Here is an 18025-nt window from a genome sequence, read left to right on the forward strand (position 1 = left end):
GATTTATGTGGGAAGCAGTCCCTGTTTAAGGACATGCAACAGCAACGCATAATCTTTTTCGTTTTGATTGGCGTAAGACATGGCGTATTTCGCAATCGTATCTTCAAACAGGTCATCTTGTCCCATATAACCGTTTAGGATGGCCGCATCCCCGGTTCGTGCGTGAGCGCGGGAGAGCGCCCAACCGCAGGATTTGGCGTACCGCAGGAAAATATCATGGTCCATGGTATCCAGCGATGGCTTTACCTTGGCATCGCGCAGTTGTCGTATGTAAAACTGCCGGCCGGCAACATCCGTTGTCCATCCCAAAAAAATATCGGTGGCCGACTGTATGAGTTTCTGGCCTGCCACCACCCGCTGTCCATGATATTTAAACTTACTTTTCCCTGCATAGGGTTCCAGCACACTTTGGTGTGCCTCCTTAAATTGCAGGAACAGCGGATCACCCGTCGCAGACATTAGCAGCAGTACGCCGCAAAACATACCCACGCTGCCCACGCCAACCACCTTCATGGCTACATCTTGTAACTTGTAGCGGCTCAGCAATGTCTTTTTATCATGGGAAAGCGAGCGCAGGTACCTACAATAAGCATTTTCCGCTTCGGCAAAGAAACCAGCCTGCTTTTCTTTTGGGACGTGAAAAATCAGGGGCGGGTTGTCTTTAATCACAGGACGCCCCTGTTTGTTGTGGGTCAGCTTGGCAAACTCTTTTTGATGGGGTATTCGCTTGATGGCTTTTTTAATTTCCTTGGGGTCAAACTGTTTCATCTCCTTGATTTTGCCTGAGTGTATCAGTTCCTTCAGGCTTATCTGCGCGTACCATATCTGAAGTGCCGACATTTCGGCATATTCTGCCATATGCTTCCGATAGCTGTTTACCGCCGTCCAGGCAGCTTCACTACATTGGAGGTCGGTAAAGCCCTTGTCGCGACCAGCAATGGCAAAGCTTGCGGCAAGGCGTTTTACGTCCCATTCCCAAGGCGCCGTTGACGTCTCGTCAAAATCGTTAATGTCGAAAACCAGTTTCCTTTCTGGGGTTGCAAAGCCTCCGAAATTCAGCAGGTGGCAATCGCCGCAAACCTGGAGCTTTAGGTTGGTCGAAGTTGCTAACGACAGGTCTGAGGCCATCACGGCGGCGCTGCCCCTGTAAAAGGAAAACGGCGAGGCCGACATGCGCTCATAGCGGAGCGGCAAAAGGCTCTGTATCCTGCCCTTACTGCTTTCTTTTAAGATATTTATAGGGTTTGGCCGGCATGCTGACTCAATAATGTTTAATGATGCTATAGGGAAAAGCTTTTTTTGTGCTTTACCGATTTTGTGGCGCGTTTGTTTTGAAGAAACGGCTGTACTATTTTTAGTAGCATTTTCCATACTCCTTCTTATTTGGCAGCAAGCCTTTCACGCCTGTGCATTATTTTTTGTATCAGCACCCTGAGTTTGGCTTTGTAATCACCCGCCAGCCATTCGGTATAATTCTTTGTGACCTTGCCCAGGCATTTGGCATATTGCTTTACCCTCCAGTTGATTTCCTTATCCAGTTCTTCACTGAGGTGCAGTGCCTCTGAAATGGTTTCGGCATTATCGGCGCACATCAGGACATGCTGGCGGATGGAATCGCGGATTACTGTTTTGGGTTTCTCCCCATTTTCTGTTGCCATGTGATGCGCCTGTTGTACATCAAATGATACTTCAAGGGAATTGGGGAATTTGGAACGCATTTCAGGGGGTACAGTATGGCTTTCATATTCCGTATGATGACTCATGCTTTCGTGGTATTGGTCCGGGTTTTCAAAGACATACTTCCAGTCCACCGGGGCGTTCCATTCACCGAAACGGTCAGTATTATTGCCAATGTCAATAATGTTAAAAGTCTTTTTGTGCGGCAGCCTGCGCGAACCACGGCCAATCATCTGGTGGTATAAGGTCAGCGAATTGGTGGCACGGTTCAGTATAACGGTCTGTACCGAAGGCTCGTCAAACCCGGTTGTCAGTATAGAGACTGATGTAAGTATTGCACCTTTGGTCTTTTTAAACCATTTTAAAATGCCATCCCGCTCTGTGGGGGATGTCTTGTTATCCAGGTGCCTGCAGTCGTATCCGGCATCGGTAAACATTTGGCAGACTGCTTTAGAAGTAAATATACCGGTATTGAAAATCAGTGTTTTTTTGTTTTTGGAATGCTCGCGGTACGCATGCAAGAGCAGCTCCAGCATGGCTGGGGCGGAGTAAAGGGCATCGGAAGAGCTGACGGTATAGTCCCCGTGCTGGCCAGTTATGAGTGAGTTGAGTTCCACGTCATACCGCCAGGTTTTAGGGCGTGCCAGAAAGCCCTGTTCAATAAGTGAGCCTATAGGCGCACCGACAATCAGTTCGCTGTAGTTTTTTTTCATCGGCAAATTGATATCCGCGCTGAAAGGAGTGGCTGTAACCCCAATAACAGTTGCATTTTTGAACTTACCAAGTAGTTTCTGGAATGAGTTGTGGTGGGCTTCGTCGATTATTACGAGGCCTACACTGTCGGTATCCATTTGTCCTGACTTAATCCTGTTCTTCAGAGTTTCAACCATGGCAACATAGCACAGCGATTGGTCTTTCCGGTTTACAGATTTTACGGTGCTGGTTATGGCTTTATTGGCTATCCCGGCATTTTTAAGGGTTGTTGCCGTTTGGCGGCAAAGTTCTTTGCGGTGCGTAAGTACTACAACTTTCCTATGAAACTTTTTAATATACCGTTTCGCAATCTCAGAAAATATCACAGTTTTCCCTCCACCGGTAGGCAATTGGTACAGGAGCCGTTGCGGTGTTGTACTTTCCCCGATTTTTTCAAAAAGCGTAGTAATGTCTGATTCCTGGTAGTGGTATAATTTTTTAGTATTTCTGTTGGCAGGTGCAATAGGAGCTTCTACAGTAATGGTTTCCATAATTGATAATTAAGAAATCTAATGTAGTAATTAGCTATATGCGGAAATGGTAAAGAATTTATAAATATTGATGTGAAATTTTGCAGGAATATATTAAAATTATGCAGCATCGGTTTATTTAATATTTTATTACAAATTTTTCAGCCGTCTCCATGCTAACTTAGTATACAACGGAAATTACCTACGACTATAATGGAAACAGAAAATAGAAGGATTGCAATCCTGGGCGCGGGTCCCAGCGGTATGTTCATGTTTAAAAGGCTTATTGAATCAGGCGATAAAAATATAACCATTGAAATTTTTGAGCGCAAATCGCAGGTTGGAGCCGGGATGCCGTATAGCAGCGAGGGCGCGAACAGGGAGCACATCACCAATGTATCGGCTAATGAAATACCTACAATTGTAACCTCGATGCAGGATTGGGTCGATACCGTGGACAACGCCGTGCTTCAGCCTTACCATATTACTTCTCGCAATTTCAATGAATATAAGGTATTGCCACGCCTGCTTTTTGGCAAGTACCTGGAAAGCCAATTTGGGTTGCTGTGCGATAAAGCCCGGGCAGCGGGCTTTACGGTCGTGTTGCACCTCGGCACTTCGGTAACCGATATCATTGACAGGCCGGAATTACAACAGGTACTCATCGAAATCGAGGGCGAGCAGGTTGAGCCCTTTGATGCGGCCATTATTTGTACCGGGCACAACTGGCCTAAAAAACATGAAGGCAACGTACCGGGATATTTTGACAGCCCTTACCCGCCAGCCAAGCTAAAGCTTGAGTTGAACCATGCGGTTGCTATCAGGGGGTCATCCCTGACAGCAATAGATGCGATACGTACACTGGCACGGAGCAACGAAAAATTTGTGGAGGGTAGCGACGGGATGCTGCAATATATTCCTTTGAAAGGCACCAAGCGTTTTAAAATGGTGATGCATTCCAGGAATGGCTTACTCCCGGCGGTACGCTTCCACCTGGAAGACTCGCACCTGCAAAACGACTCGCTATTGACACCTGAAGAAATCGAACAGCATAAACGGGAAAACAACGGTTTCCTTTCACTTGACTTTATTTTTGAAAAAGATTATAAAGACCTTTTCAAGGAGAAAGACGCGGACTTTTACGAGCGTATTAGAGATCTCAGTATTGAAGAATACGTAGATCTTGTGATGGGTTTCCGTGAAAATGCAGATCCCTTTGAACTCCTTCGCAGGGAGTATGCCGAAGCCGAACAGTCCATACAAAAGCGGGAGTCGGTGTATTGGAAAGAACTGCTTGCCGTGTTGAGCTTTGCAATGAACTATCCAGCAAAGTACCTTTCGGCCGAAGATATGCTCAGGCTCCAAAAAAAGCTGATGCCCTTAATTTCGGTTGTGATTGCTTTTGTCCCGCAGACATCATGCCGGGAACTGCTTGCGTTGCATAATGCCCGTAAACTGGAAATTGTATCGGTTGGCCAGGAAAGCGATATCGAAATTAACGACAACGGCGGTATAACGTATTACTACTGCAATGAGGATGATAAAGAATGTTCCGCTTCCTTTAAAACATTTGTCGATTGTGTGGGGCAGCCGCACCTCTCGTTTGAAGACTTCCCTTTCAAAAGCCTGCTTTCGGGCGAGGTCATTACCCCGGCAACATTGCATTTCAGGTCAGATGCTGAAGGCGAGAAATTGTTCAATGACAAAACAAAAAATGTAAAAAAGGAAGAAGGGCATTATGTCCTCAAAGTTCCCGGAATCAGCATCAACGATAATTTCCAAATCGTCGGTCCTGACAGCGCGGGTAATGAGCGGTTATTTGTTATGGCGGTGCCTTACATCGGTGGTTTTAACCCGGATTATTCGGGCCTGGACTTTTGTGAGGAAGCGTCACTTCGTATTGCGGGACACCTTGAACAACAATCTAAAAAAATAAGCGTATGAAATTTGATTGGGAAGGCATTTTCCTCAACGGCCTGGACTGGCAACAATCTTTAGAGATTGGTTTCCGGACGCTAATCATGTTCCTGCTGGTGCTTACCTTTTTGCGCTTAAGCGGCAAGAAAGGTGTACGGCAGCTTTCGATTTTTGAGGTCGCCATAATAATTGCCCTGGGTTCGGCAGCCGGGGATCCCATGCTCAGTAACGATTATCCGATATTACCGTCACTGCTTGTTTTCTCCGTGATCATTGTGTTGTACCGTATCATTACCTATTATGCCGGGAAGAATGAGAATTTTGAAAGTCTGGTGGAAGGCGACCCGATGTACATTATAGAAGATGGCCAATTTGTTATGGTAAGCCGTAAATCGCATAATTTCGCAAAGGACGAATTCCTTGCAGAACTAAGGAATGAGGGCGTGTCGCACATCGGGCAGGTCGAAACCGCAATACTTGAAACTAATGGCAAGCTCAGCATATTTTTTTATCCCGATGATAAGGTCAAGCCTGGGTTGCCAGTATTGCCAAAACTATACAATAAAAAATCAGAGGATATTACCAGCCATGGAAAGTATGCCTGTACTAACTGTGGGAATTGCGAGGAGTTGGCGCAAAGTAGCAAATGCAGCCGCTGTGGCCAAAAGGAATGGGTGCCGGCAATTGATAAACTAAGGATTACATAGCCATGTATACACCCAGTTAACTGGATTTTGATAAGGAAAATTATCCATCGAAACGCGATAACACATTGTGCAGTGCAAGCGAAGTAAAGTTTCATTGCTTTTTTTGAATGTATTTCCTGGTATGAAGTTTTTACATTTGTTCTTAACAAAACCTGGTCAAAGAAATATGTAGTAATATTGGTAGAGAAATTATAGGTATTAAAGTGCAAACGGTTGAAATTTTTCAAGGCAAAGGAACATTTAAAGCATGCTGTAATTTAATGCTATAACTATTATTTTCGGCCATAATCTTTATTTCGATTATGATTATATTTCAATACTTCAGATTCAATTTCCTGAATTGTTTTCTTTTTTCCTTTCGAAATCCATTCTAAAAGTTCTTCTTTAAAAAAATACAGTTTTTTGCCATATTTATAGGAGGGAATTTTTCTCTGCCTTACAAGAGCGTAAATTGTAGGTTTTGCCTTTCCTATCAGCCGGCTTGCTTCTTCAATACCAATAGGAATACTTAATTCTTTAGATTCATATACCTGAACATTCTGAATCAGAAGTTTAATCTCGCCAATTTCTTTCACTAAGTGTGCTACTGCTTTGGGCAGGTTCTCAAAAGAGATTTCATTTACGTCCATACCTATCGTTTTTAATAGTTAAGGTGCAAATGAAAAAAGTGTTTCATCTGTGTATTCCATCACAGCGGAAACACTTGAAAAACACGGTGCTTCACAATGATTTGCTTTTAAAAATCTCTAAAATCTGCTAGTATCTTTATAAGCCCCTTCTGTTCATCGTCTTTCAGATGTGTTTTGATACTGTTCTCTTCAACATCTTTTAATGCGTTAGCAAAACTCAGTTTTAAAAATTTTGCGGCTCTTTCCTGCCTGCTGACTTTAAAAAAATTCCAGATATTCCAACCAAAATGATACAAATCGAGATTGGACAAATCTTTTACCTTTACCGGTTTAATCTTTTCGAAATTTAAGTTCTCAGCATATATTATCAGATTCTCACACAATTGTTTCAAATCATCGTCCGAAGTATATAGTGCAAATTGCTTTTGTGCATAACGGATGGCACTATCAATTCTCGCTAGTCTTTGATTTTTGACTATATTTTGCTGCTCCTCCCTTATCAGTTCAATATCGATGTCTGAATTTTTATTTTCAGCCAATTCGGGTTCAACCAAAGCATCCAGCCGCTTCACTTGTAATTTCTCAAAGCCTTCACTCGGAATTGGGTTTACTGGCGATTCGTTTTTTTTAGCCTTTAAAAAACGCTTCAGTAATCTCTCGGCCAAATCGTTAAATAATAAACTTAGAATTGCAAATATTAATATTCCAAATCCACTGCTGATCCAGAAGAACACACCTGCTGTGTACTCATCTACACCTATTTCAATCAGCACAGATCTTACCATCACGCCTATAAAAATACAGACCAAAAAAACAGACAGATAAACTGTAATATATTCGAAGTATTTTATTTTCATGGCGCTTTCTTCTTTAAAGATTCCAACTGAATTGCCTGCGAAGCTCTGTTTTTCTTCTCATCTATCACTTTTGCATAGATTTGGGTAGTCTTTACATTGGTATGACCCAGCATTTTACTGACTGTATAAATGTCTGTTCCACTCGACAACTGCAATGTTGCAAACGTGTGGCGGAAACAGTGGAAGGTAATATTTTTTTTAATACCTGCAGACTCCACCCATTTTTTAAGAGGCCTTGAAATCCACGATGGGTCTGTAAGATCCTCAAAAACAAGCTGGTCGGGATGTCGTGGTTCTCCACAGAGCTGAAAAGCCTGCTCAGAAATAGGCATATATTCGACTCCCTTTGTCTTTTTCTGAGTGAAATGCAGTTTAGCCATACCGTTTTCCACACTAATCTCTTTCCAGCGTAGCTTCTGAATGTCCGAATGCCTCAAACCTGTAAGCGCTGAGAAAAGCGCTGCCCTTTTAAGGACATCCTTTTCACACGGCGTTGATGCCAACCCGTTCAATTCTTCTATTGTAAGATATTCGCGTCTTGATTCCTGCTCCGGGATGCCCTTTATTTTTGAAGCTAAATCAACGGTTAAATATCCGTCGATAAAGGCCTGCTTCAAAGCCGCTTTAAATATAGAAAAATATGTTGCCGCAGTGTTGCGCGAAATGGTTCCCTTTTTGCCTCCTCCGAGCGGTGCAGCCAGCAAAAACAGTTTAAAATCTTCCGCCATTCTGCTGTTAATCTGGGAAAACACGAGACTGCCTGATGAATAGCTTTTTATAATCTCTTTGGTCCGATTCCAATTAATCTGAATAGATTTTGAACTTCGCGCATGCCTTTTAGCCGCAGTATCAGCTAAGTATTTAATAAAATCCTCTTTGCCTTTTTCTTTCTGTTCAGCCAATAGAGCCTCAGAGTCACTGAACAAATCTATGTTGTCGTATTCTTTCTGCCGTATTTTACGCACTCCTTCAGCATACAGCATTATCTCGCGGTCGCTTTCGCTTCTACACATGATTATTCCGTTGTCGCTGCGTCTTGGCTTATAGGATTTAATGCCCCCTGCATCTGTACGGGCAGTTCTTTTTTTGTCCCACTCCACAGTTGTTACTGATCTGTTTAAATATTCACGGACCCTTTGCGGAGAATCCTTTCCGAAAACTTGGACAGGATAACTTTCTATGTAAACATACCATTCCTTTCGGTCTTCTGCTTTTCGAAGACGTACAGTCACCTTGGTTTTTGCTAATTGTTTCATATAAAATTATTTCCGTTATACAAGTTATCAATTTCGCTTTTTGGAGCATATACATATTTTCCGATCTGTCTGGTGGGGATTGAATATTTCCTGATATGGGTGTTAACTGAACTTTCAGATATTTGAAATTTCTCGGCTATTTCGCCAATGGTATAACAGTCTTCCTTTTCAAGGCTGTATAATTTTTTCTTCGGTACGCTCTCAGACTGCCGCAGATTGCGTGCTGGGCCGAATATCCCTTCCATAACGCTGCGGTCGATCCTTACAAGGCGGGTTCCAAGATTTACTGAAGGAATTTTTCCCTGCTCGACAAGCCTATAGAGGGTTCTTTTTGAAATGCCAAAAAGCATGCCAGCCTCAGGGACAGAAAGAAATGCCCTGCTCTCGGGTATTTTATCGGCCATCCCTTTGATCTCCGCTTCATTTTTAAGCCGCTTCATCTGTTTGTATGCTTTTTTGCTGCATATATGCGAGCAGTAAACAGAAGCCACGGTCTTAGGCAGAAATTCCTCCCCACAGTTAAAACATTGTTTATTTATTCGTTTTATCATCTTTGTCTCCTCATTAAGGTACTATAAGTAGACATAAGTGCCACTTTGTCTCCATTTAAGTGCCGGTACAAATATGGTACAAATATATGGTAAAAAATGATTAAAAAACAGCAGAAACAAAAAATGACAAAAAAGAAAAACCGCTGTAAACATTTCGTTTACAGCGGTTTAATACTTATTATTAACTGATGTTAATCAGTCATTATTTGACTTCTTCAAAATCTACATCCTGAACATTGTCTCCTTCAGGTTGAGCCTGTGGCTCGCCTTGTGGGGCACCTTGTGCACCACCTTCTGCCTGTGCCTTGTACATTTCTTCCGAAGCATTTTTCCATGCCTCATTTATCTTGTCAAGGGCCGGTTGCACTAAAGCTACATCTTTAGCTTCGTAAGCCATTTTAAGCTCAGTAAGGGCAACACCAATGTTATCTTTGTTAGTCTGAGACAATTTATCGCCAAATTCACTCAATTGTTTTTCAGTCTGGAAAATCATGGCATCAGCTTCGTTAAGCTTGTCAACCCTTTCCCTTGTAGCTTTGTCAGCCTCAGCATTAGCCTCAGCCTCCTGGCGCATCCTGTCAATTTCTTCCTGTGTAAGGCCAGAAGAAGCCTCTATACGGATGTCGTGTGACTTCCCGGTACCTTTATCTGTAGCCGATACTTTGATGATACCATTAGCATCAATATCAAAAGTAACTTCAATTTGAGGTACACCCCTTGGTGCAGGTGGAATACCATCAAGGTGGAAACGGCCTATAGTTTTGTTATCGGTAGCCATTGGCCTTTCGCCCTGTAGCACGTGGATTTCCACGCTTGGCTGGTTGTCTCCTGCTGTAGAGAATACCTGAGATTTCTTGGTAGGGATGGTTGTGTTAGACTCAATAAGCTTGGTTAGTACACCGCCCATAGTTTCAATACCAAGAGAAAGTGGGGTTACGTCAAGAAGTAGTACATCTTTAACATCTCCAGTAAGTACACCACCCTGAATTGCAGCACCAATAGCTACAACCTCGTCAGGGTTAACACCTTTAGAAGGCTTTTTGCCAAAGAATTTCTCAACTTCTTCCTGTATACGTGGGATACGTGTAGAACCACCTACAAGGATAACCTCGTCTATATCGCTTTTGCTGATACCTGCATCTTTAAGTGCTTTTTCGCAAGGAATCATAGAACGCCTTACAAGCTCATCTGCCAATTGCTCAAATTTAGCACGGCTAAGCGGCTTAACCAAGTGCTTAGGCCCTGAAGCCGTAGCAGTTATGTATGGAAGGTTAATTTCAGTTTGTGCAGAAGCAGAAAGTTCAATTTTAGCCTTTTCAGCAGCTTCTTTTAAACGCTGAAGTGCCATTGGGTCTTTACGCAGGTCTACACCTTCTTCGCTGTTAAACTCATTAGCAAGCCAGTCAATGATTACCTGGTCAAAGTCATCACCACCAAGGTGTGTATCACCATTAGTAGAAAGTACTTCAAACACACCATCACCAAGCTCAAGGATAGAGATATCAAATGTACCACCACCAAGGTCATATACTGCAATTTTCTGGTCTTTACCACCTTTATCAAGGCCATAGGCAAGAGCGGCCGCAGTAGGCTCATTGATAATCCTCCTTACTTTAAGGCCTGCAATTTCACCGGCTTCTTTAGTAGCCTGACGCTGCGCATCGTTAAAATAAGCCGGTACAGTAATAACTGCCTCAGTTACAGTTTGTCCAAGGTAGTCCTCGGCTGTCTTTTTCATTTTCTGAAGCGTCATGGCGCTCAGTTCCTGTGGAGTATAAAGGCGTCCGTCGATATCTACACGCGGGGTGTCGTTATCGCCTTTTACTACTTTATAGGCCACGTTAGATGCTTCTTTAGCGCTTTCTGAGTATTTGTTACCCATAAAACGTTTAACAGAAGCTATAGTTTTGGTAGGGTTAGTAACCGCCTGCCTTTTTGCAGGGTCGCCCACTTTAATCTCTCCACCTTCTACAAATGCGATAACCGATGGCGTAGTCCTTTTACCTTCGGCGTTAGCAATAACTACAGGCTCGCCGCCTTCCATTACAGCCACGCACGAGTTAGTAGTTCCTAAGTCAATTCCGATTATTTTACTCATCTTGTTTATAGTTTATTTTCGTTTTTGAATATTATGTTTGCACACATATAGTCAATGATTGTGCCAACAGGCTAATGACAGCGAAAATATGACAAGATGACATTTTAAGATTTTAATAAATTATAAATTAGTGACAAAATATAAAACCATGCCTTTTGCCCGCTGCCTTTTGCTACTTGCAACAACCTTATTACTGACAGGATGTACTGAAAAAAAACTGCACAATATCCGGGTTGAAGATTTGCATGACTCGCTGATTGTAAAATCATATGTGTATGAGATGCTACACGAAAATACAGATTCTATTGACTATTCTCTGAACACTGACAGCCTGATGCAGGAGTTGGGCATACGCGATGTTTATGAAACCGTGGCAAGTGCACCCGACGGCAAATTCAGAATTTTTACCCTTGAGGCCGAATCCTGCGGCGCTTACTGCAACGCCAGCTGGTATTCATGGATACGGTACAATGCTAATGGCAAAATGAAGAGCTATCCGGCTAATATTAATACAGTTACATCTATACACAAAATAGCTGATAATAATTACCTTGTAACTGACAACAGCTGGGGACGACCGGCATCGGTACTTACTGTTGAATGTATGTCAGCAAAAATGGTAGCCTTTTCAGGCGATTCTTTAACTGTGACAGATATACCCTATCATAACAGTAACTTTCAATTTTGCCAGGAAAATGGTGTTTTTGAGAGTTTTCCGGAAGAAGACACTCCATACATTAGGTTTAACAGTAAAACCGAAGAACTTGAATACTGCTACGCAAACAACTACGCATACGGGTACGGCAAAGATATAGACACCCTACGCCATGGTACCTTTACCTACCGCAACGGTACTTTTGTGCTTAAAAATGAAAAAGTAACCGTAATTAACCATGAAACTGAATAAAATTTAGTTCACCTGAAAAACAGCATTGCCAAAAAGCAGGTTGCCATTTTCCCAAAAACCACGGAAAAGAGGGTTATCTGCCATGTAAATAATACTGCCACTGCCCTTTTGCTCTACTGCAAAGGTTACCGTATTACCCAGTTTCTTTTTAAGGCTGCTACCAATAAAACCAAAACTTTTATAGCCCTGTGGCACATAAATTACATTGCTGGCCCCTTTTAAAAGCTGGTAATATGTGGTTGATGTTTTCATACTAAAGTACTTATCGCCAAGACCATAACTAAGTGGATGCGAAGCATCAAGCACATTTTCTACAATAGCACCCGAAACACTTGATGACAGCTCGCGCCTTATATAGCTTTCATAATTATAAAAGCGGGCATCAAGCTCGGCAGCATCTTCAGCTTCCTGCTCAGCAGTACGGCTTGTTTCGGTGGCATATTTTGTAAGGCTGTAACCGGCCCTATCAGTAAATATGTCAAGGGCACTACCAATGGCTATTACTTTTCCGCCACCGTCTATAAAGCTGTCAATACGTGCCTTTAGCGCATCGTTAAGATCATACCAGCCTTCTGCCAGTACAATGGTATTAAAGTCAGAAAAACTAATCCTGCTAAGGTTGGCAATGTCCACAATGCTAACAGGATAATTTATCATGTCATCAAAATAGAACCATGCCTGACCAAAATCGGTTGAGCTAATGCCCCTGCCCGACAGCAACAATACTTTAGGCTCTTCCAGCAGCGGATAGGCCTCACTGCCCAAATCAGCTCCGGTAAGTGAAAAACCGCTTTCAATTGCTTCGTAGTCAGGCTTGCTATCTAACAACACCTTAAGGGTTTGCTCAAAATTATCAATATGAGTATTATCTCCTTTTAAAACAATAAGGTCGCCGGTTTTAATATTAATCCCACGGTAAAACGACGCTTTGTGTGCACTACGTACCCTTATCTTGTTTTTGTGCAGTTGTGCCAAAACTTTTACCGATTGCCTGCCATTCCAGGGAATATAAAAGGCATACACCCTGTCTACTTCAAGCTTACCTTTATAGTTAGGGCTTGTTTTGGTTTTAACCGAAATATCACGTTTCAGGGCATAGCTTTGTACACCAAAAGCATGCGGCAATGCCCAGGCTGTAATGTCATAACTCAGGCTGTCACTAAGGCGTTGCTCCGGCTCAAAAAACACCTGCGCCAAAACACCTTTAGGTTGCCTGGCTTTAATAATAAGGTCATTAGGCTCAAGTGTAAAATCTTTATCCTTATCGGCTTGATAGTTGTAGCCACTTAGTTTTTTTGTTTCATCGGCATAGGCAAAGGCAATATTGTTACGGGTTAACATAGCGGCCAACTCTTCAGTTTTACCACCCGATTTTACTACATAAGCCTCGTATTTACCTTTAGGATGCTCCCGTGCATCTTTAAAATACAACCTGAAGTTTTTAACCAGCTTTTCACGCTGCCATGCAGCTGTTTCCACGGCTGCCAATATAGCTGTAGAATGGTGGTCTATCCTGTCCTGAAGTGTGAGTACGGTTCCATTTTCCCGGGCTACGGCACGGCCTGCACCAATACCGCCCTGCTCATATGTCATGCCCACAGCACCGTTAAATGTGGGGTATGTATCGCCATAACTTGGATAAAATAGATCAAACACCTCTCGGGTATAGTAACTCCAGCCTTTATTGTCAAACTTTTTAGCAGTAACCTCGCCTATTGCCGTGTGGAAATCCTTTTGTGCCTGTGTAATAAAATCGTGCATAGGCTCTGCCGCCGGTGGAAAAAAGTAAGGTTCATTATATCCCATTTCGTGCACATCTACATGCACCATAGGCATCCACTGGTTGTAGAGGGCAATGCGCTGCTGGCTTTCTTTTTGTATCTGCCAGGCCCAGTCGCGGTTAAGGTCATAAGCGTAGTGATTTTCACGACCGCCGGGCCACGGCTCCATGTGTTCCCTGTCGGCCAGGCCGGGGTGCAGCTGCTGGCCGGTAATGCTGTGCAGCCAGTTGCCATAGCGCGAGTAACCATCAGGATTTAGGCATGGGTCGAGTATTATAACAATATCTTTAAGCCATTCTTTAGTTTCGGCATTTGCCGGATTTATAAGCTGGTAGGCCACGTTCATAGCGCTTTCGGCAGCAGCCGGTTCATTGCCGTGCACATTAAAGCTAAGCCATACAATGGCCTTATTGCCTCTAGTAGCCGTAGCTGTGCCTGATGCCAAACCCGCCTGTTGCAGGTGGTATTTCCTGATGTTATCAATATCCTTTATATTCTCAGGAGTCGAAATTATATATGTATGCAGGTCGCGCCCTTCATAGGTTTGCCCATACACCACGTGCTGCATCATATCTGTATTTTGCTGTAATTGTGCAAAATAAGCTTCAAGCTGGTGGTAGTAAGTAACGTGCTTTCCGTATTCGGGTAAAAACTCGGCAGGGCTTTTAAGTTGTGCAGATATGCTTAAGGATATAAGCAGTGACAGGCTGGCAAAAAAATGCTTCATCAGTATTTAAGTAAAAACCAAATGTAAGGATTTTATGATTTTAAGCCCCGCCCTACCCTATTTTTTAAGTAATTTTGATACAAATACTGCTGAGATGACCTGGCCAACGTCCTTATTAAAACCACTAAAGATTCAATACCCTATAATACAGGCGCCTATGCTGGGCATTACAACTCCTGAAATGGTTGCAGCTATAAGCAATGCAGGCGGGCTGGGGTCGTTACCTGTAGGCGGGCTTTCTCCGGAAAAGACACAAGCGCTAATACAACAAACCAAACAGCTGACTGATAAACCCTTTGCGGTTAATCTTTTTGTTCATGACATTCCGGAAGTTAATACAACCGAAGCTACATCCATGCTTAGTTTCCTAAAAGATCTTTCCACTCAAAACAACCTCGTTTTTGATGAGCCCGATATAAACAGCCTGAAATTCTATTCATATAAAGAACAAATTGACGTTCTTTTGGAAGAAAATATAAGCATTATAAGCTTTACTTTTGGCATACCTGACCGGGAAAGTATTGATACACTTAAGGCTAACAATGTATTTTTAATTGGTACTGCCACATCGGTCAATGAAGCTATACTATTAGAAAAAGCAGGCGTTGATGCCATTTCCGTTCAGGGTATTGAAGCCGGAGGGCACCGCGGCAGTTTTATAAACGAGCCATTGCCACAGATTGGCTTAATGGCATTGCTTCCACAGGTTGTAGATGCTGTGAAAGTTCCGGTTATTGCATCAGGGGCTATTAAAGACGGCAGGACAATTAAGGCCGCTTTAGTATTGGGGGCGCAGGCAGTACAGGTAGGCAGTGTGTTTTTAGCCTGTAATGAAAGCCTGGCAATACCGGCTTACAAAAACAGGCTTGCCAACATTATTGATACTGAAACCCAGTTAACACGAGTTTTTTCCGGGCGATGGGCGCGCGGTATTAGCAATAAAATGATGGATGAGATTACCCTTTCAGGACTTGTAATCCCTCCTTACCCTATTATGAACAGCCTTACTACCCCGCTTAGGGTAGCATCGCAAAAAGCGGACAATGCTGATTACACTAACCTCTGGGCAGGGCAGGCTGCCGGTGGCGCACAACAAAAGCCCGCTACCCAAATATTTACAGACATGGTACACAGTTTTGAATCCCTTGGCTAACGGTAGTTTATAACATTATGCTTTAAGTATAATTTAGTCGGTGTTTTTATTCCACAATTTTTATCTTTGCGCTACTTAAAATAGATACAAATGCGCATTTCCTACAACTGGCTTAAACAATTTATAAAACTTGACTGGACATCTGAAGAAACATCGGCCTTATTGACCGACCTGGGCCTTGAGGTAGAAGGTGTAGATAAATATGAATCGCTTAAAGGCGGCCTTCAGGGCGTAGTTGTGGGCCATGTACTTACCCGCATACAACACCCTAATGCCGACAGGCTGAGCGTTACCACAATAGACCTGGGTGACGGAAACCCTCCGGTACAAATTGTTTGCGGTGCGCCAAATGTGGCTGCAGGCCAAAAAGTGCCTGTTGCAACCATAGGCACTACGCTATATGACAAAGAGGGCAATGCCTTCCAGATTAAAAAAGGAAAAATTCGCGGTGAGGAAAGCCACGGCATGATTTGCGCCGAAGACGAGCTTGGCCTTGGCGAAAGCCATGACGGTATTATGGTACTTAAAGATGACCTTGCTCCCGGCACTCCGGCTGCCAAGCTTTTCAATATAGAAAATGACGAGGTTTTTGAAATAGGCCTTACGCCAAACCGTGCCGATGCTATGAGCCACCTGGGTGTAGCGCGCGACCTGCGTGCCGGGCTTACACAAAAAAATGTTCATACAGAGCTTATAACACCATCAGTTAGTAACTTCCGTGTAGATAAGCGTATTTTTAAGGTAGACATTAAAGTTGAAGACAACAAGCTGGCACCACGCTACTGTGGTGTAACCATAAGCGGTGTTACGGTAAAACCGTCTCCTGCATGGCTTCAAAACAGACTGAAAGCTATAGGCATCACACCAAAAAATAACATTGTAGACGTTACCAACTATGTAATGCACGAGCTTGGCCAGCCACTACATGCTTTTGATGGTGCCAAAATAAAAGGCCAGAAAATTATAGTAAAGACTGTTGAAGCCGGTACTAAATTTACCACGCTTGACGATGTGGAACGCACACTGCATGAAGAAGACCTGATGATTTGTGACGAAAAAGGCCCGCTGTGCATAGCCGGTGTACTTGGAGGTAAAGACTCAGGAGTTAGTGAAACCACATCTTCAATCTTTCTTGAAAGTGCTTATTTTAACCCGGTTAGCGTGCGTAAAACGGCTAAAAGGCATGGTATAAGCACCGATGCTTCTTTCCGCTTTGAAAGGGGTATTGACCCTACCATTACACAATATGCCCTTAAGCGTGCTGCCATACTGATTCAGGAAACCGCCGGTGGTGAAATTACCAGCGATGCCGAAGATATTTACCCTAAAAAAATTGAGGATTTCCCGGTATTTGTAAGCTTTGATAACGTTACCCGTGTTATAGGCCAGGAACTGCCAAAAGAAACAATTAAAAAAATACTGGTATCGCTTGATATTAAGGTAAACTCAATGTCTGAAAAAGGGCTTGGGCTTGTAATCCCGGCTTATCGTGTAGATGTTAACCGCGAGATTGATGTTATTGAAGAAATCCTGCGTGTGTATGGCTACAACAACATTGGCTTTACACAAAAGCTTAATGCTTCGATAGCCAATTCAGCCCGTACTGACGACCATAAGCTGCAAAATATTGCCGCTGCCCAATTAACGGCACTTGGCTTTAATGAAATGATGGCCAATAGCCTTACAACGCCTGATTATGTTGCGCTTAGCGAAAACCTGAAAGAAGAATTTAATGTACTAATGCTTAACCCGTTAAGCAGCGACCTTAGCGCCATGAGGCAAAGCCTGCTGTTTAGCGCACTTGAAGCTGTATCATTTAACATAAACCGTCGCCGTGCTGACCTGAAGCTGTTTGAGTTTGGCAAAAGCTACCATAAACTACCGGGCAGCTATGAGGAGAAAAAGCACCTTACACTTACTGTAACCGGTAACCGCCTGGCTGAAAGCTGGACACAACCTCAAAAAGGTTCTGACTTTTTTATGTTTAAGGGCTATGTTACTGCAGTACTTTCAAGGCTTGGGCTTGAAGAGAAAGTAAAAACACAGCCGCTTGAAAATGATGTGTTTTCTGAAGGCATTACCTATACTATTGGCACTGAGGTTGTTGCAGAGTTAGGCGCCATACGCAAACCGGTGCTGAAGCATTTTGATATTAAACAGGATGTGCTTTTTGCCGACTTTAACTGGGGCGCCATAAGCAAGCTGGTTTCGGGTAAGATAAAATATACCGAGATATCTAAATTCCCGGAAGTAAGGCGCGACCTCGCCCTGCTTGTAGACAACAATGTAAGTTTTGAGGAAATTTACACTATAGCCAGGCAAACAGAGAAGTCTTTGCTTAAAGACATTAGCCTTTTTGACGTATATGAGGGTAAAAACCTGCCCGAGGGTAAGAAGTCTTATGCGGTAAGCTTTGTGCTGCAGGACAGCTCTAAAACGCTTACAGATGAGCAAATTGACAAGATTATAACCAAGATTAAGCAAAACCTTGAGAAACAAACCGGGGCTACGCTTCGATAATACTTAAAACACAAAGCCGGAA

13 protein-coding genes are annotated in these 18025 nt (G+C 43.1%); 5 read left to right on the plus strand and 8 right to left on the minus strand.

The features are described 5' to 3' along the window. Nucleotides 1–3: 3 nt before the first annotated feature. Nucleotides 4–1371 (minus strand): DUF2252 domain-containing protein, encoded by a 1368-nt coding sequence (locus AM279_RS04970; RefSeq protein ID WP_054406647.1) that lies wholly within the window; start codon nucleotides 1369–1371, stop codon nucleotides 4–6. Nucleotides 1372–1379: 8 nt separating this feature from the next. Continuing rightward, nucleotides 1380–2921: a DEAD/DEAH box helicase gene (locus AM279_RS04975; RefSeq protein ID WP_054406648.1), complete on the minus strand. Its 1542-nt coding sequence runs from the start codon at nucleotides 2919–2921 to the stop codon at nucleotides 1380–1382. A gap of 192 nt (nucleotides 2922–3113) precedes the next feature. Here AM279_RS04975 and AM279_RS04980 point away from each other — a divergent pair, with 192 nt between their 5' ends. Beyond that, nucleotides 3114–4844 carry an FAD/NAD(P)-binding protein gene (locus AM279_RS04980; RefSeq protein ID WP_054406649.1) on the plus strand — a complete coding sequence of 577 codons (1731 nt, stop codon included), beginning with the start codon at nucleotides 3114–3116 and terminating at the stop codon, nucleotides 4842–4844. Continuing rightward, a complete protein-coding gene (locus AM279_RS04985) occupies nucleotides 4841–5524 on the plus strand; it encodes a DUF421 domain-containing protein (protein WP_054406650.1) in 684 nt (227 codons plus the stop codon). Before AM279_RS04980 ends, AM279_RS04985 begins: the two co-directional genes overlap by 4 nt. A gap of 272 nt (nucleotides 5525–5796) precedes the next feature. Here AM279_RS04985 and AM279_RS04990 read toward each other — a convergent pair whose 3' ends face one another. From AM279_RS04990 to dnaK, 5 genes are all read right to left on the minus strand, one after another. After that, nucleotides 5797–6153, minus strand: a complete 357-nt coding sequence (locus AM279_RS04990) for a helix-turn-helix domain-containing protein (RefSeq protein ID WP_054406651.1) — start codon at nucleotides 6151–6153, stop codon at nucleotides 5797–5799. Nucleotides 6154–6260: 107 nt separating this feature from the next. Beyond that, nucleotides 6261–7010 carry a hypothetical protein gene (locus AM279_RS04995; protein WP_054406652.1) on the minus strand — a complete coding sequence of 250 codons (750 nt, stop codon included), beginning with the start codon at nucleotides 7008–7010 and terminating at the stop codon, nucleotides 6261–6263. Further along, on the minus strand, nucleotides 7007–8266 hold the full coding sequence (locus AM279_RS05000; protein ID WP_054406653.1) for a site-specific integrase: 1260 nt from the start codon (nucleotides 8264–8266) through the stop codon (nucleotides 7007–7009). The genes AM279_RS04995 and AM279_RS05000 overlap by 4 nt, the downstream gene beginning before the upstream one ends. Further along, nucleotides 8263–8706 (minus strand): helix-turn-helix domain-containing protein, encoded by a 444-nt coding sequence (locus AM279_RS05005; RefSeq protein ID WP_236688493.1) that lies wholly within the window; start codon nucleotides 8704–8706, stop codon nucleotides 8263–8265. The genes AM279_RS05000 and AM279_RS05005 overlap by 4 nt, the downstream gene beginning before the upstream one ends. A 313-nt stretch (nucleotides 8707–9019) precedes the next feature. After that, nucleotides 9020–10915: a molecular chaperone DnaK gene (gene dnaK, locus AM279_RS05010; RefSeq protein WP_054406655.1), complete on the minus strand. Its 1896-nt coding sequence runs from the start codon at nucleotides 10913–10915 to the stop codon at nucleotides 9020–9022. 130 nt (nucleotides 10916–11045) lie between these two features. Between dnaK and AM279_RS05015 the strand changes: the two genes are divergently transcribed. Further along, on the plus strand, nucleotides 11046–11822 hold the full coding sequence (locus AM279_RS05015) for a hypothetical protein (RefSeq protein ID WP_054406656.1): 777 nt from the start codon (nucleotides 11046–11048) through the stop codon (nucleotides 11820–11822). A gap of 3 nt (nucleotides 11823–11825) precedes the next feature. Here the strand turns inward: AM279_RS05015 and AM279_RS05020 are convergent, their stop codons facing one another. Further along, the gene (locus tag AM279_RS05020; protein ID WP_054406657.1) at nucleotides 11826–14330 is read right to left on the minus strand and encodes a M14 family zinc carboxypeptidase; all 2505 of its coding nucleotides are present in this window, start codon (nucleotides 14328–14330) and stop codon (nucleotides 11826–11828) included. A 94-nt stretch (nucleotides 14331–14424) separates the two neighbouring features. Between AM279_RS05020 and AM279_RS05025 the strand changes: the two genes are divergently transcribed. Next, a complete protein-coding gene (locus AM279_RS05025) occupies nucleotides 14425–15483 on the plus strand; it encodes an NAD(P)H-dependent flavin oxidoreductase (RefSeq protein WP_074961451.1) in 1059 nt (352 codons plus the stop codon). A 90-nt stretch (nucleotides 15484–15573) separates the two neighbouring features. Next, entirely contained in the window at nucleotides 15574–18003 is a 2430-nt protein-coding gene (gene pheT, locus AM279_RS05030; protein ID WP_054406659.1) for a phenylalanine--tRNA ligase subunit beta, read from the plus strand. The last annotated feature ends 22 nt before the right edge of the window (nucleotides 18004–18025 follow it).

Source organism: Flavobacterium akiainvivens, assembly GCF_001278115.1.
GTDB classification, from domain to species: domain Bacteria; phylum Bacteroidota; class Bacteroidia; order Flavobacteriales; family Flavobacteriaceae; genus Flavobacterium; species Flavobacterium akiainvivens.

Bases quoted from the DNA above. Each gene is read 5' to 3' on its own strand.
- AM279_RS04970 (WP_054406647.1), bottom strand. From the start codon at position 1,371: ATGGAAAATGCTACTAAAAATAGTACAGCCGTTTCTTCAAAACAAACG.
- AM279_RS04975 (WP_054406648.1), bottom strand. From the start codon at position 2,921: ATGGAAACCATTACTGTAGAAGCTCCTATTGCACCTGCCAACAGAAAT.
- AM279_RS04980 (WP_054406649.1), top strand. From the start codon at position 3,114: ATGGAAACAGAAAATAGAAGGATTGCAATCCTGGGCGCGGGTCCCAGC.
- AM279_RS04985 (WP_054406650.1), top strand. From the start codon at position 4,841: ATGAAATTTGATTGGGAAGGCATTTTCCTCAACGGCCTGGACTGGCAA.
- AM279_RS04990 (WP_054406651.1), bottom strand. From the start codon at position 6,153: ATGGACGTAAATGAAATCTCTTTTGAGAACCTGCCCAAAGCAGTAGCA.
- AM279_RS04995 (WP_054406652.1), bottom strand. From the start codon at position 7,010: ATGAAAATAAAATACTTCGAATATATTACAGTTTATCTGTCTGTTTTT.
- AM279_RS05000 (WP_054406653.1), bottom strand. From the start codon at position 8,266: ATGAAACAATTAGCAAAAACCAAGGTGACTGTACGTCTTCGAAAAGCA.
- AM279_RS05005 (WP_236688493.1), bottom strand. From the start codon at position 8,706: ATGAAGCGGCTTAAAAATGAAGCGGAGATCAAAGGGATGGCCGATAAA.
- dnaK (WP_054406655.1), bottom strand. From the start codon at position 10,915: ATGAGTAAAATAATCGGAATTGACTTAGGAACTACTAACTCGTGCGTG.
- AM279_RS05020 (WP_054406657.1), bottom strand. From the start codon at position 14,330: ATGAAGCATTTTTTTGCCAGCCTGTCACTGCTTATATCCTTAAGCATA.
- AM279_RS05025 (WP_074961451.1), top strand. From the start codon at position 14,425: ATGACCTGGCCAACGTCCTTATTAAAACCACTAAAGATTCAATACCCT.
- pheT (WP_054406659.1), top strand. From the start codon at position 15,574: ATGCGCATTTCCTACAACTGGCTTAAACAATTTATAAAACTTGACTGG.